The sequence below is a fragment of the Pseudovibrio sp. W74 genome (assembly GCF_001623085.1).
GTDB lineage: Bacteria > Pseudomonadota > Alphaproteobacteria > Rhizobiales > Stappiaceae > Pseudovibrio.
In genome coordinates, this window is the sequence record NZ_LMCJ01000060.1 from 126,980 (window position 1) to 140,998 (window position 14,019).

Annotated in this window: 16 protein-coding genes; 10 read left to right on the forward strand and 6 right to left on the reverse strand. The window is 52.8% G+C overall.

Translation table 11 applies throughout. The features are described 5' to 3' along the window. Window positions 1–179 precede the first annotated feature (179 nt). From PsW74_RS25710 to PsW74_RS25725, 4 genes are all read left to right on the forward strand, one after another. Window positions 180–2,000 carry a tetratricopeptide repeat protein gene (locus PsW74_RS25710; protein WP_063289550.1) on the forward strand — a complete coding sequence of 607 codons (1,821 nt, stop codon included), beginning with the start codon at window positions 180–182 and terminating at the stop codon, window positions 1,998–2,000. Window positions 2,001–2,022: 22 nt separating this feature from the next. After that, window positions 2,023–2,904, forward strand: a complete 882-nt coding sequence (locus PsW74_RS25715; RefSeq protein WP_063289694.1) for a 4-(cytidine 5'-diphospho)-2-C-methyl-D-erythritol kinase — start codon at window positions 2,023–2,025, stop codon at window positions 2,902–2,904. 405 nt (window positions 2,905–3,309) lie between these two features. Then, complete coding sequence (locus tag PsW74_RS25720; protein ID WP_063289551.1) at window positions 3,310–4,770, forward strand: catalase; 1,461 nt, start codon at window positions 3,310–3,312, stop codon at window positions 4,768–4,770. Between the two features lie 105 nt (window positions 4,771–4,875). Further along, entirely contained in the window at window positions 4,876–5,196 is a 321-nt protein-coding gene (locus PsW74_RS25725; RefSeq protein WP_208988168.1) for a hypothetical protein, read from the forward strand. 98 nt (window positions 5,197–5,294) lie between these two features. Here the strand turns inward: PsW74_RS25725 and PsW74_RS25730 are convergent, their stop codons facing one another. Beyond that, window positions 5,295–5,492: a hypothetical protein gene (locus tag PsW74_RS25730; RefSeq protein WP_063289552.1), complete on the reverse strand. Its 198-nt coding sequence runs from the start codon at window positions 5,490–5,492 to the stop codon at window positions 5,295–5,297. A gap of 123 nt (window positions 5,493–5,615) precedes the next feature. After that, window positions 5,616–6,629, reverse strand: coding sequence for a polyprenyl synthetase family protein (locus PsW74_RS25735; protein ID WP_057462548.1), 1,014 nt, complete (start codon window positions 6,627–6,629; stop codon window positions 5,616–5,618). 195 nt (window positions 6,630–6,824) lie between these two features. Between PsW74_RS25735 and PsW74_RS25740 the strand changes: the two genes are divergently transcribed. From PsW74_RS25740 to PsW74_RS25760, 5 genes are all read left to right on the forward strand, one after another. After that, entirely contained in the window at window positions 6,825–7,049 is a 225-nt protein-coding gene (locus PsW74_RS25740) for a DUF2007 domain-containing protein (RefSeq protein WP_057462549.1), read from the forward strand. A 91-nt stretch (window positions 7,050–7,140) separates the two neighbouring features. Then, on the forward strand, window positions 7,141–7,944 hold the full coding sequence (locus PsW74_RS25745; RefSeq protein WP_063289553.1) for a methyltransferase: 804 nt from the start codon (window positions 7,141–7,143) through the stop codon (window positions 7,942–7,944). 115 nt (window positions 7,945–8,059) lie between these two features. Then, window positions 8,060–9,019 carry a MoxR family ATPase gene (locus tag PsW74_RS25750; RefSeq protein ID WP_063289554.1) on the forward strand — a complete coding sequence of 320 codons (960 nt, stop codon included), beginning with the start codon at window positions 8,060–8,062 and terminating at the stop codon, window positions 9,017–9,019. A 9-nt stretch (window positions 9,020–9,028) separates the two neighbouring features. Then, window positions 9,029–10,270 carry a VWA domain-containing protein gene (locus tag PsW74_RS25755; RefSeq protein WP_063289555.1) on the forward strand — a complete coding sequence of 414 codons (1,242 nt, stop codon included), beginning with the start codon at window positions 9,029–9,031 and terminating at the stop codon, window positions 10,268–10,270. A 73-nt stretch (window positions 10,271–10,343) separates the two neighbouring features. Beyond that, complete coding sequence (locus tag PsW74_RS25760; protein WP_057462552.1) at window positions 10,344–10,673, forward strand: hypothetical protein; 330 nt, start codon at window positions 10,344–10,346, stop codon at window positions 10,671–10,673. Window positions 10,674–10,751: 78 nt separating this feature from the next. Here PsW74_RS25760 and PsW74_RS25765 read toward each other — a convergent pair whose 3' ends face one another. Further along, window positions 10,752–11,132, reverse strand: coding sequence for a tautomerase family protein (locus PsW74_RS25765; protein WP_063289556.1), 381 nt, complete (start codon window positions 11,130–11,132; stop codon window positions 10,752–10,754). 95 nt (window positions 11,133–11,227) lie between these two features. Here PsW74_RS25765 and PsW74_RS25770 point away from each other — a divergent pair, with 95 nt between their 5' ends. Beyond that, entirely contained in the window at window positions 11,228–12,085 is an 858-nt protein-coding gene (locus PsW74_RS25770; RefSeq protein WP_063289557.1) for a LysR family transcriptional regulator, read from the forward strand. Window positions 12,086–12,096: 11 nt separating this feature from the next. Here the strand turns inward: PsW74_RS25770 and PsW74_RS25775 are convergent, their stop codons facing one another. The 3 genes from PsW74_RS25775 to PsW74_RS25785 form a co-directional block, all read right to left on the reverse strand. Continuing rightward, window positions 12,097–12,702, reverse strand: a complete 606-nt coding sequence (locus PsW74_RS25775) for an AprI/Inh family metalloprotease inhibitor (RefSeq protein ID WP_063289558.1) — start codon at window positions 12,700–12,702, stop codon at window positions 12,097–12,099. A 51-nt stretch (window positions 12,703–12,753) separates the two neighbouring features. Continuing rightward, window positions 12,754–13,197 (reverse strand): AprI/Inh family metalloprotease inhibitor, encoded by a 444-nt coding sequence (locus tag PsW74_RS25780; protein WP_063289559.1) that lies wholly within the window; start codon window positions 13,195–13,197, stop codon window positions 12,754–12,756. A gap of 312 nt (window positions 13,198–13,509) precedes the next feature. Further along, the gene (locus PsW74_RS25785; protein WP_208988169.1) at window positions 13,510–13,980 is read right to left on the reverse strand and encodes an SRPBCC family protein; all 471 of its coding nucleotides are present in this window, start codon (window positions 13,978–13,980) and stop codon (window positions 13,510–13,512) included. Window positions 13,981–14,019 lie beyond the last annotated feature (39 nt).

The window sequence follows — 14,019 nt, forward strand, 5'->3', positions numbered from 1 at the left end:
AATATCAATATACTTACTTATCCGCAGATACTTGAAAAAATGTAGGTTCAATTGAAAGAATGTTCGGATACACTTAACAACATGCGGTGAGTTATCCGGCTGCTATAAAAACGCCATTCTTCGCTACTAACAGATTGATGTAATATTGAGTCGCAATCGGCTCTCAATGAGAGACATATATGACCCTGACAAGCTATTTTGCGCTGTTCCGCTCCAATTCTGCTTCTGCTCAGAACAATGGCCGTATGACCTATCATTCTGTTAATAAAAACAGATTCTCAAAAAGGGCCTTAATGGCCTCAGCGCTGGCGCTTGTTATGGTGAGCTCGCCATTAGTTCCCGCTCAAAGCGCGAAGGCAAACTCCCAGTCCTTGCCGGCTGCAAGCTCTCTGTCAGGAAGTTACCTGTCAGGCAGAAGCGCCCTTCTTGCTCAGGATCTGGCCGCCGCGTCCAACTATTTCACCTCAGCTCTGCAAGGTGACCCGGATAATTTTTATATTCTCGACCGCGCATTTGTCACATCACTGGCAAACGGCAATGTCGAAAAAGCACTCCCGCTGGCAAACCGCATTCTGGAAGAAGACAACGAGCACTTCCTTGCACAGCTGGCCGTTGCCGCGCAGCGCATTCATGAAGGTGACTTCACCACCGAACTGCCAGATGCCGTCACGCAAAACGTCAACCCGCTGTCCCGTCTAAGCTTTGCTCTTGTTTCAGCCTGGGTCAAAGCAGGTCAGGGTAAGACAGATGAAGCCATCGCAGATCTGACAAGCACCACCGGTGCCAAGTGGTTTGACCTCTTCATCAATTTCAACGCGGGCCTGCTGGCTGAATACAACAACAACCCGCATCAGGCCGCCGAGTTTTATAAGGCAGCCTACGAGATTGACCGCGGCGCCCTGCGCAACGCCATTTCCTACACCCGTATGCTCGCTGCGTCCGGCAGACAGCAAGAAGCGCTGGACATCGTTGCCGAATATGAGCAACTCATTCCAGAACATCCGCTGCTTGTCACTCTGAGAGAGAAGATTGAGAGCGGCGAGGTTATTGAATCCGTCGCCAAATCACCAGCTGAAGGACTGGCGGAAGCCTTGCACGGTCTCGGCATCGCAGTCAGCAAAGAAGGCGAAGAGCTCTCCGCAAATTACCTGCAACTCGCCGCCTACCTCAATCCGAAGAATGATTCAGCCCTGATTGGTCTGGCCTCATTGTTTGAGCAGCTTGGCGACAACGAGCGCGCCATTGAGTACCTGTCAGCGGTGTCAGACGGCTCTCCAATGAAACGCGAAGCTGAAATCCAGATCGCGCTTCATTACAACATTCTGGATAATCTGGAAGAAGCCCGCGCCCATCTTGAAAAGCTGGTGGAATCCGATCCGAGTGACATAGAGGCCATCACCTCTTTGGGCAACGTGTTGCGCGGCCATTCTCTCTTTGAGGAAGCCGAGACCTCCTACAATCAGGGCTTGGATACCCTCAGCGAAATTCAGGCAAACCACTGGACGATCCTGTATTTCCGCGGCATCACCCGCGAACGTCAGGACAAGTGGGACGCTGCTGAAAAAGATTTCCGCGAAGCTTTGACCCTCAAGCCTGAACAGCCAATGATCCTCAACTACCTCGGATACTCCCTAGTGGATCGTGGTCTGAAGCTGGATGAAGCCCAAAAGATGATTGAACGCGCTGTTCGCCTGCGCCCAACCGATGGGTACATCGTCGACAGTCTCGGCTGGGTTTACTATCGACTGGGTCGCTATGAAGAAGCCGCTGAAAAGCTGGAACGAGCCGTTGCTCTGCGTCCACATGACCCAATCATCAACGATCATCTGGGCGACGCATACTGGCAAGTTGGCCGCAAACTGGAAGCACGGTTCAAGTGGAACCATGCCCGCGACCTTGAGCCAGAGCCAGAAGATCTGAAGCGCATTCTCGACAAAATCGAAAACGGCATGGACGAGGCTGTTCCGGTTGGTCTGGCGAGTTCCACTGACAACAAGTAGTTCATAACACGATCATATTATGATGACTTTGGAAGATACAAAGGCAGCACGGGTTGAGGAATTAGCCCGTGCCAAGGTGAACCTTGCCCTCCACATCACCGGTCAACGGGAAGATGGCTACCACATGCTCGACAGCCTTGTGGTGTTCCCTGAAATCGGCGACCTGATCTCGGTTGAACCAGCCCCCGACCTTTCACTCCAGATCACTGGAGAGTTCTCTGCGAAGATACAGGGCGATCCTGCTGACAATCTGGTCATCAAAGCCGCAAACATGCTCGCAGAACACCTGCCCTCCGCATCAGGAGTTCAGATCGAGCTCGAAAAATCGCTCCCCGTTGCAGCAGGCATTGGTGGCGGATCCGCGGATGCAGCCGCAACTCTGCGCGCGCTCACGAGGATCTGGGGCGTGTCTCCCTCTCCGACAGACCTTGCCAAACTTGCCCTCAGCCTCGGCGCTGATGTGCCTATGTGTCTGGATGAAAAGCCTGCTCGCATTCGCGGCATCGGGGAGATCATCGAACCGCTGACAGATCTCCCATCCGGCGCAATCGTCCTGGTCAATCCATTGATTGAGGTCTCCACCCCAGCCATTTTCCACGCACTGGAAAAGAAAAACAACACCCCGCTGCCGGAAATGCCGGAAGAGTTCGAGAGCATGAAAGCTTTCGCCAACTGGCTCAAATCCTGCCGCAACGACCTGCAAAAACCTGCTATCTCACAAGCGCCAGAAATCTCTGAGGTCCTCGACCTGCTGGCCTCCCAGCCAGATACCCTCCTCGCCCGCATGTCCGGCTCCGGCGCCACCTGCTTCGCCCTCATTGAAACCCTAGAAGCCGCCCAAGCCATAGCCTCCCACTTGCAGGAAGCTAAAGGAAACTGGTGGATCAAGGCGGCACGGGTTTAGGCTGAGCGTGGAAACCAAACTTATGTGCATCCAGGCTTTGCCATAAGTCTCTTTTTAAAAGCCATCTATGCTGCCAAGCGGTTCCGTGATGGGAGCTCACGTCCCCATCTTTTTACCCAGAGCAGACACGCCTTTACCCTTCACAGATTACCCCGATCATTCAGAAGCCGAGGAAAGTCTGCTGTGATCCGGTTTGCCTCGCAATTTTACCTTCAATCCAAAGTTGTCCTCACATACACGCCACAACAACTAGCTAAATTCCCAAAGGTAAACTCTTGATCTGCCGCATCTTTTCAACTGATGTGACGACATCATCAAGACAAGTTATGACTCAATAAGTTTATTTGATTTTGATTTTCTCCGCTCTGAAATCATCCTTCAGGCATAATAATATGCGGAGAGAATATGACTAATCAGCCCAAGTTGACCACTGCTTTTGGTTCCCCCGTCCCCGACAATCAGAACATTCAAACTGCAGGCCCTCGCGGTCCAGCTCTGCTGCAGGATGTTTGGTTCCTCGAAAAAATGGCCCACTTTGATCGTGAGGTTATTCCTGAGCGCAGAATGCATGCCAAAGGTTCTGGCGCTTATGGAACGTTCACAACAACCAATGACATCACCAAGTTCACTCGCGCTAAGATATTCTCTGAAGTTGGCAAGAAATCTGACTTGTTCATGCGTTTCTCGACAGTGGCAGGAGAACGTGGCGCTGCTGATGCAGAACGGGACATTCGCGGCTTCGCCATAAAGTTCTACACTGAGGAAGGCAATTGGGATCTGGTGGGCAACAACACACCAGTCTTCTTTCTCCGCGATCCGTTAAAGTTCCCGGATCTGAACCATGCAGTAAAACGAGATCCGCGCACCAACATGCGCAGTGCGGATAACAACTGGGATTTCTGGACAAATCTTCCTGAAGCTCTGCACCAGGTCACAATCGTCATGTCAGACCGCGGCATCCCAGCGACTTATCGCCATATGCATGGATTTGGCAGTCATACCTACAGTTTCATCAACGCGGACAACGAACGGTATTGGGTTAAGTTTCACTTTGAAACCCAACAAGGTATCAAAAACCTGACAGATGAAGAAGCCGCTCAAATCGTTGCAAATGATCGCGAAAGTCATCAGCGAGATCTATATGACAGCATCGAGAATGGTGAATTTCCGAAATGGACACTGTCAGTCCAGATTATGCCAGAAAAAGAGGCCGGCAATTATCACATCAACCCGTTTGATCTAACCAAAGTCTGGCCCAAGTCCGACTATCCGCTGATCGAAGTTGGCGTGCTTGAACTGAACCGGAACCCTGAAAACTACTACGCTGAAGTTGAGCAGGCTTCATTTGCGCCGTCCACAATTGTGCCCGGCGTCAGTTTCTCTCCCGACAAAATGCTTCAGGGCCGCCTGTTCTCTTATGGGGATGCTGCGCGGTATCGTCTTGGAGTTAATCACTCGCAAATCCCGGTCAATGCACCGCGCTGCCCATTCCATTCCTATCACCGCGACGGAGCCATGAGAGTTGATGGCAACAACGGCTCACGCATTGGCTATGAGCCGAACATGTTTGGCGAATGGCAACAGCAACCAGATTTCTCCGAACCGCCACTTTCCATAGAAGGAGCTGCGGGTCATTGGGACCATCGGGAGGATGAAGATTACTACTCTCAGCCTGGCGCTCTTTTCCGCTCAATGAATGCAGACCAGAAAGAAGCTCTGTTTGCAAACACAGCCCGCTCGCTTAGCCCCACACGTATCGAAATCCAACACCGTCATGTCCGCAACTGTTACCGCGCGGACCCTGCTTACGGCACAGGTGTTGCAGCTGCGCTCAACATCAGTATTGCAGATGTAAAAGACATCTAAATTACATTGATAACCAAAGATCAGGGGCTCTGCCAAAGCCGACCAACCAACCAATAAAGGCCCCTGATCCACAATTGCCGAAGTACATTCTAAGGGGAAAATTCAATGGATTTCAAAGGTAACGATACCCATATCAATCGACGCATGCTTTTAACGCGCGGTTCCACGATGGCTGTCGCCACAGGAGCATCTGTCGTTGCGAGCAATGCCTGGAGCGCGAGTCAAAATGAGGAAGACTTAAGCGCCAAAATCCTTCAGGTCATATCGGAGCTTGAAGCAGAAGCAAATTCTGAGCTCGCAGCTATTACCTGGTCCAGACAACATATCGCGAACAGATTGCGAGCATCACTTAATTTGCCTATTGAACAGGAAGAGTACAACAAGAATTATCGGGATTATTACGACCACAAGCTGCAAAAGGTATGATTTAAAGTAGCTTTTTCAATGCACTGCTGCACTTTAACTTAAAACAGGCAGCAGTGCCAACCGCTATATAATTTAGATTTTTTGCTCAAAACACTTTTTCAACATCCGCCATCAAAACCAGTATGTGCTTTGCTGCGTATCATTTCTTTGGGATCATTACCTGTACCCGGAGTATGCGGGCCATGAACCTTAGGCTGCACAGTCTTCTTTGCACTCCTTACTTTCAAAAAGATGGCAAGTGCGAGCACAAAAATCACCACAGGAACTATAGTCAGCACAATCTGATTTGCAGTCATGTGGTCTCTCCATGCTCTATCAGTTGATCCTTGGTACACAGGTCTCACTCCCAGTACAGCCAACAAAAAAGCGCCGGGCATTTCTGCTGCGGCGCTTTTCAATTTCTTCGAACTGCTCTCTGATCAGCTCACACGGGCAATACAGAAGTCGACGGCTTCTTTCAGCGCCTGCTTGGCAGGACCGTCTGGCAGGCTGGCCAGAGCTTCAATTGCAGAGGCGCCGTAGTCGCGTGCACGCTGTACTGTGTCGGCCAGAGCGCCAGTGTCGTTCAGCAGCTTGATGGCATGATCCAGATCGCCGTCTTTGATGTCTCCATCTTCCAGACAACGTTTCCAGAACGCCTTGTCCTCATCGCTGCCACGCTCCATCGCGTAGATGACAGGCAGTGTGATCTTGCCTTCGTGGAAGTCGTCACCAACGTCCTTGCCAAGATCAACAGTCGCTCCGCCATAATCCAGCGCATCATCAACAAGCTGGAAGGCATAACCAAGCTCAAGGCCGAACTTGCGCGCAGCAGCACGCATCTCGTCACCTTTATCGGCAATCTCCGGGCTCACTTCGCACGCAGCTGCAAACAGAGCAGCTGTTTTAGCCTCAATCACCCGCAGGTACATCTCAAAGGTCGTGGTGGTATCCTGAGCGGCGCCCAGCTGAAGCACTTCACCTTCAGCAATGATCGCGGAGGCCTCAGACAGAATGCGCAGCGCTTCCAAAGAGTGCACATCAACCATCATCTTGAAAGCCTGACCAAGCAGGTAGTCACCCACCAACACGCTGGCCTGGTTGCCCCAAAGCTTGCGAGCAGCCAGCTTACCGCGGCGCATATCGCTTTCATCGACAACATCATCATGCAGCAGAGTTGCCGTATGCATAAACTCTACAGATGCTGCAAGGATGACATGTCCCTCGCCTTCGTAGCCAAACATCTGTGCAAACGCCAGTGTCAGCATCGGGCGCAAACGCTTCCCACCTGAATCGATCAGATGGCGCGCAATTTCCGGGATCAGCTCAACATTAGAACCGGCTTTGGAGAGGATCAGCTCGTTCACCTTCTCCATGTCACCTGAAACGAGCTCTACGAGCCCCTGAATTCCAGCTGGTTTGGCTGTCTGAGATTGAAGACCAACAACGCCCACGGGATACCTCTATTTTGATTCCAACGGGACAATAGGTTGGTAGATAGTCTCGGGCAAGCTTTAGTAAGAATTTGCTGCCAATAAAGTAGTGTCGAAGGGATAATTTACCAATCACAATTAGTTTTTTTCACAATACCAACCCTAACCTGCATACTTTCTGGCAAAATAGGCAACTCTCTTCAAGAGGACATCATCGTGGAAGAACTCATCAGAACAACAGATCCCGTCCTCATCTCGCATCTTGAAGCCCTGCTGGGAGATGCCGAGATCATCTACTTTGTCGCTGACACCAACATGAGCATACTGGACGGCTCTCTTGGCTTTTTGCCGCGCCGGATCATGGTGGAAGCAGACCGTATGGATGAAGCTTGTCAACTTATGCGTGATGCCGACCTGGGTCACTACCTAAAAGACGCGTGAAAACTTCTCTTTAGATAAACAATAGGGATTGCATGAAAACCGGCAGCCTGTATCAGTGCGTTATTGCGATTTTTCTTGATCCGGCGCCGCCATGACCAACCCTGAAACACCTCAATCTCAGCAGCAAACCACCAGGGACAGGTTCCTCGGCGGTAAAGTCATGGTTGAGCAACCTGCAAAAGGCCGTCATAGAGCCGGGCTTGATGCCGTCTATCTGGCCGCATCCCTTCCGCAAAGCACCACAGGCACGCTTTACGATCTGGGCACCGGCGTCGGCACTGCAGCTTTCTGTGCCGCCCACCGCTTGCCAAACATCAAAGCCGTCGGCGTGGAGGTTGACCCCGTCACCGCAGCACTGGCCCGCAAAGGCCTGTCCCTGCCGGAAAACGAAAGTTTTGCGGATCGCGTCTCCATTCTGGAATCCAACCTCACCGCAAAGGGCAGCATTCGCCACCAAAGCGGCCTTGGGTCTTCCATCGCGGATCATGTGATCATGAACCCGCCTTACTACGACAGCGCCCGCTTTCGCGTCACTCCAAAGTCAGACCGCGCCCCGGCCCACGCGCTGGATGAACGCGGCATCGAGCCGTGGATCAAAACCGCGAAAGATCTGCTGAAGGACGGTGGAACACTCTCCATCATCTTCAGAGCAGATGGCTTGCAAGATCTCCTCGACCCCATGCAACGCCGTTTCGGTGCCATCGATATCATCCCGATCCGCCCGACTGCAGACGCACCAGCCACCCGCATCATTGTCCGCGCAGTGGCAGCCAGCAAAGCCCCGCTCCAGATCCTGCCGGGCTTCACCCTGCATGAAGAAGCAGGTGGCACCTTCACACAGCAAGCCACCACCGTCATGCGCGACGGCATGGGCCTTGGCCTCACAAACCGTTGAGCAACACGGCTAACCTGCCGATAACAATCCGCTTTCAATATACGTTTTTCTCCCTATTATGATCGCAAGGCGCAAATCAAAGCGCAGCAGATGACAGGGCGGGAGCAGACTATTTATGAGCAGCAAGGTTGATCTACCAAACTCCATTGAGGAAACCCTCACGCTCTTAAGTTCTGGCGGGTATCTGGCAGATCGCGCACTCGCAACCGTGCTGCACCTGTCCCTGCGCATGAAACGCCCCCTCTTCCTTGAAGGCGAGGCTGGCGTTGGCAAAACCGAGATCGCCAAAGTCCTCTCAGCCACGCTCAACCGCCCGCTGGTCCGCTTGCAGTGTTATGAAGGGCTGGACGTGTCCTCCGCCGTCTACGAGTGGAACTATGCTGCCCAGATGGTCGAAATCCGCATGGCAGAAGCCTCCGGCAGCGTGAACCGTGAGAATCTCAATACAGCGCTCTACAGCCCTCGCTTCCTGATCAAACGTCCTGTCCTACAGGCGTTGGAGACCACAGAGTTGGGCGCGCCTATCTTCCTGATCGACGAACTGGACCGCACCGACGAAGCCTTCGAGGCCTTCCTGCTGGAAGTGCTGGCAGACAGTCAGGTGACGATCCCGGAGCTGGGCACCATCACCTCTGAAGAACCGCCGATCACCATCATCACCACCAACCGCACCCGCGAGATTCATGACGCTCTGAAGCGCCGCTGTCTCTACCACTGGGTTGATTACCCAACAGCAGAGCGCGAGCTGCAAATCGTGCAGACCAAACTGCCAACAGCCGCCGCAGCCCTTTCCGCTCAGGTCGTCGCTTTCGTGCAAAAGCTGCGAGAGGATGACGCGCTCTTCAAAAAGCCAGGCGTCGCCGAAACGCTGGATTGGGCAACGGCACTCACAGAGCTGCAAGAAGTCGCGCTCGATCCGGAAATGGTGTCAGACACACTCGGCGTCCTGCTCAAGTATCAGGAGGACATCGACCGCATCAAAGGCTCCAGAACCCGTGCAATCCTCGATGAAATCCGCATGGAAGCCAACTCACAGGCCACCATTGCTGGCAGCATGCCTGCTCCAACAGCATAGCCTTGCCTGATGCAGGACACGCTCGCCCCCGCTCCATCCCCGCGCCCACCCCACGGGCGCATCACCGAAAACATCGTCCACTTTGCCAGAACCCTGCGCAAAGCGGGCCTGCCTGCTGGCCCGTCTTCTGTGGTGGATGCAGTGAGCGCAGTCACCATCAACGGCATTGAGAACAAGCAGGACCTCTATTGGACCCTGCATTCCGTCTTCGTCCACAAACGCGACCAGCAACCGGTCTTCGACGAAGCCTTCCGCCTTTACTGGCAAAGCAAGGGCCTCGTTGAAAAGATGCTGGCGCTGCTGTCTCCGGTCGCCCCTGCCGGACAACGAGAGCCTGAAAAGCCACGCGCTGCACAATCCCGCGTCGCCAATGCCTTTGAGGCCAACAAGCAGCGCGACGCCAAAGAAACCAAACCACTGGTGGAGGTAGACGCCCGCTTCACCGTCTCGGAGAAGGAAGTCCTGCAAAAGAAGGACTTCGCCCAGATGTCAGCTGAGGAGATCGCGGAAGCACGCAGATCCCTCGCCCGCCTCACCATGCCAGCAGATCAGGTCCGTTCCCGTCGCTTCAAACCCGTCCATTCGCACACTCTGGGCAAACAGGTGGATGCCAGAAGAACCATGCGCGCCACGCTCAAGGCGGGCGGCTCCATCATAGATCTCAAGCACAAAGCGCCCGCTCAGGTTCATCCACCCGTAGTCGCCCTCTGCGATATCTCCGGTAGTATGAGTCAGTATTCACGCATCATGCTGCACTTCCTGCATGCTCTGTCAGAAAAGCGCAAAACCCACACCTTCCTGTTTGGCACACGGCTCACCAACATCACCCGCGCCCTGCGTATGAAAGACCCTGATGAGGCCCTCGCCGCCTGTACCGATGAGGTGGAGGACTGGTCCGGCGGCACCCGCATTGCCAGCTCTCTGCAAACCTTCAACCGCACCTGGCTCAGACGTGTCTGCCACGGCGGACCAATCGTCCTGCTCATCACGGATGGGCTGGAACGGGAAGCTTACGATGAATTGTCCGTTGAGATGGACCGTCTCCACAGATCTTGCAGACGGCTCATCTGGCTCAATCCGCTGCTGCGCTACGACAAGTTTGAGGCCAAAGCACGCGGAATTCAAGCAATACTGCCGCATACCGACGAGTTTCGGGCAATCCATTCCCTGGATGCAGTTAAAGATCTTTGCCTCGCCTTGAATGACAAGCGCATAAATAGTTCATATGATGCCACCAAGAGATTCCTCTAGCGCACATTCCCGGCAAACCTTCGGCTCGCCTGCGTGAGACCACGCAGAAAGCCCAACCTTTCTGTCAGATCCGATGACATTCAAAGTACTTCTGCACATTGTAAAAACAGTATCAGCAATCTACGCCAAACGGTTCAACATCAACCGTGATGAGATCTGGTATCTTGCGAAACTTCAGGAAGAGCTCGGAGAGCTGACGGCAGCCCATTTGAAGGCCACCCGCCGCGGACGTTCCGGTTCAGCAACTCCAAAAGAACTGCATATGCAAAAGGAAGATGAAGCAGCAGACCTGCTGGCCCACCTTCTCCTTTATGCAGACCGCAATGATCTCGATCTGGAAAAAGCAATCCGCCGCAAATGGATGGCCCACCTTCCAGCCGAAATCATGGACAAGCAGGTCTGATACATCCACGTATCAAACGTCACTCAGCGTTGTCACCTCCTTCAATGGCTTTCAAATGCGCCATGAAAGGCAATGGTGTCATGCGTATTGAGCAATGCCGTTGCCAAGCGACCAGTTCTCCTTTTCCACCTCAATCAGATTCATAAAGACGTCCTCTGACCGGATTTGAGGCTTATCTCCAAGCAGCTCGACAATGCGTTGAAACAGAGCCTTCTTCTGCGCGGAGCTACGGGTGTTGTTGAGCGTAATCTGGATAAAAACCAGATCCTCACTGCGGGCAATATCAAGATATGAGCCGCCAAACCGAAAATTGGCACTGGTATGCTCTGTAATCGCCATAAACTGATTGTCCTCTGGCGTCTCAAGCGCATCACGCATGGCATGATAAACACCATCAAAAATCGCCTGCCGGTAAACATCAGATTTTCCTGACCGCAATGAGATATGAACAAGTGGCATCAGCGTTTCCTCCTCTGGTTCGCTGAGGCAACTCTAGACGCGACTTTAATATTTGAATATACAATCACTAACTATATCAGAAATTGAAATTCTAAATGACTGATCGCCCGCTTGACCTAGACGCAGTGCGCACATTTGTTAAAATTGCAGAACTTGGCAGCTTCACTCAGGCTGCTGAGGCCATGCAGACGACCCAATCAACTGCAAGCCTGAAGCTAAAACGGCTGGAGAAGCGGTTAGGTTGCCAGCTCATAGAGCGAACCCCTCGTTACGTGCAGCTGTCTGCACAAGGCGTGACGTTTCTGGAACATGCGCGGGAACTTTTAAAACAACACGACCATGCACTTGCCTCCCTCACCAATGCCCGTCAGCGATTGACCATCGGCATCAGTGATCATGTTGCAGGGCCAGAACTTCCAATGCTGATCGCCCGCATGAACGCGCAGGATCCAGAACTCCTGATTGAAATACGGATTGGCTCCTCAGGCGACCTGCTAAAAAGCTTTGACCGGCAAGAACTCGACACAGTGATTGTGCGCCAGCACGAAAGCAGAGAAGATGGCAAGCTGATCGCAAATGAGAAGTTCGGCTGGTTTGCGTCGCAAGACTGGCAGCCTCGCGCCAACGAGCCCCTACCCGTTGCCACCATGCCGGAACCCTGCGGCGTGCGCATCATGGCTGGACACCTGCTCGATCAGGCCGATATTCCATGGAGGGAGATCTTCGTTGGCGGCGGCGTCACTGCTGTATCAGCCGCCGTGATGGCTGGGTTGGGCGTAGCAGCTCTCGCTCGCCGTATGCTGCCAATTGGCGCAATTGATGTGGGAGAAAAGCTCGGCCTGCCTGATCTGCCCGCCTTGCCAATCATGCTGCATACAAGAGTTCGCAGCGGAAAACCGAACGAAGCGGTCACCGCACTCACCACTGCCCTCAAAAGCGCAGTGCCGGGTTAAGCCTCGCTCATCTATCGCGCGATGGTGATTGGTTTGCTGTTGCTTGCCAGTTGGCCTTCCCAGCGGTTCCATTCTGTCATGCGTATACTGCCTTTGGCGCGGGAGAAGTTGTCAAACAAAACAAGCTCTTGCCCTTTCATGCGCCAGTTGGACACAAAGAACAGATCCCCATCCATGCAGTGATTGAAACTGGCAGAGTAGCCATTATCCTTAGGTTCTGTACCGAGTGTCAGTTCACAGACACGCTCATCAGAGGTCAGATAAACGGTCCAGCCGCCAACCATATCCTTCACCTGCACAATAGGCTGCGAACTGCGTTCCTCTTTCTTTCCAAGAGCTGCTGCTGCAACCACACCAGCCAGAAACGCCGTCGCAGTACCTGGATCAACAGTTGCCTGAGCTGAACTACTTGTCGTCTTTGTGACAACAGTGCCATCCGCCTTAGCTTCCATATTACTTTGTGTGGTCTGTTCCTGCGCGACAACTCTCTGGTTGGAAGCAGCATTGGCAGGCGGTTGCGCAGCAGGCACAGGCGCAGCGTAGGGTCCAGCACCTCCCCCGGCACTTTGGCAACCTGCAAGCGCTAGCAGACTCCCGACAACAATAAATCTCTTCATTTCATTCCCCCCCAAAGAATACGCCCTAAATCTCTGTAATCTATCGTCTTGTCAGTTTCCCAGGCGAACAAGACCAAGCGCAGGGGCCCCACCCTCTTGCGCTTCCTCCCAGCGGCCATTCCCGCTTTCATGAAAGGACCCGATCACTTCATTTTTGTGATCGAACAGAACCAGAGCGTCCTGCCTCACATTCCACGCCCATACATTTGGCGTACCGGAACACACAGAACTTGCTACATAATTTTCACCGAACTGTGCTGTTTTCAGTTGGAGTGCGCACGGGTTTTGCCCCTCACCACGCATTACAGACCATTTGCCTGCAAGCACAACAACAGTTGCCAGCTCTTCAGCCGTTTTCTGAGCGCTCACAACGGTCGGTTTTGCGTTAGATTTTTTAACCGCCGCCTCGGTGAAATCAGGAGCGTCGCCGACATAGTTCGGCACACAGCCTACCACTGCAAAACCTATTGAAATAATGAAGGTTTTGAACCGCATGAATACCCCTGATCATGCACAGACAAGCACTCAAACGCCCCACACTTGCTGCCTGCACCCACTCCACTAATTTTCCCAATATAGAAAAATTGAATTAAATTGATAATTTAACCTAGTAAATCTGAAGGTGATTTGAACAGGGCAAACTCTGAAGTATTCACTATTAAAGTGAGTTCCTCATACGCATCACAGCAGTCAACACTATGAATACATACTGCATTTCAGATAATTACAAAGAAGGTGCACCATAATACTGCGAACGGGATATCACCCTTCTTTGACAGGGCCACAGAAAGCATCTTCCTGAGGCAATCACGCCTCCGAGTTTTCGCGCTTTGAGCTCTCCAGATACCCTGCCAGCTGAGCCAGAGAAGCCTGCCAGCCTCCGCGCGTTGCTTCAATCATGTCCGCGCCGACCATCGACGTCACCTGTATGGTCACGCGAAGCTCGGTAGCACCTCCTTGTTCTTCCATGACAACAGCGATCAAAGAGACGCTCAACAGCATATCACTGGTTGAAACCAGCTCTGTAAACAGCAAGCAATCCGGAGCTCTGATATCATGATAGCGTGTCTCAACGCGAAACCGTAAATCGCCCTTTTGGCCGCACTGATGAATATCTAGGCCACCAACGCGAAAATCATTTTCAAGAAACTCAATAACTTCATCATCGGAAGGCACTCCCCACACCATCCGGGCTTTCGGCTCTTCCCATGCTGAGAACACATCCGCAGCAGATGCCTCCAGCACAGCACTGATCTCTATCGTGTCATGGGTAATCATCTGGCTCACAGCCCCTTTATGCCCTTGCGTAAGCAATAA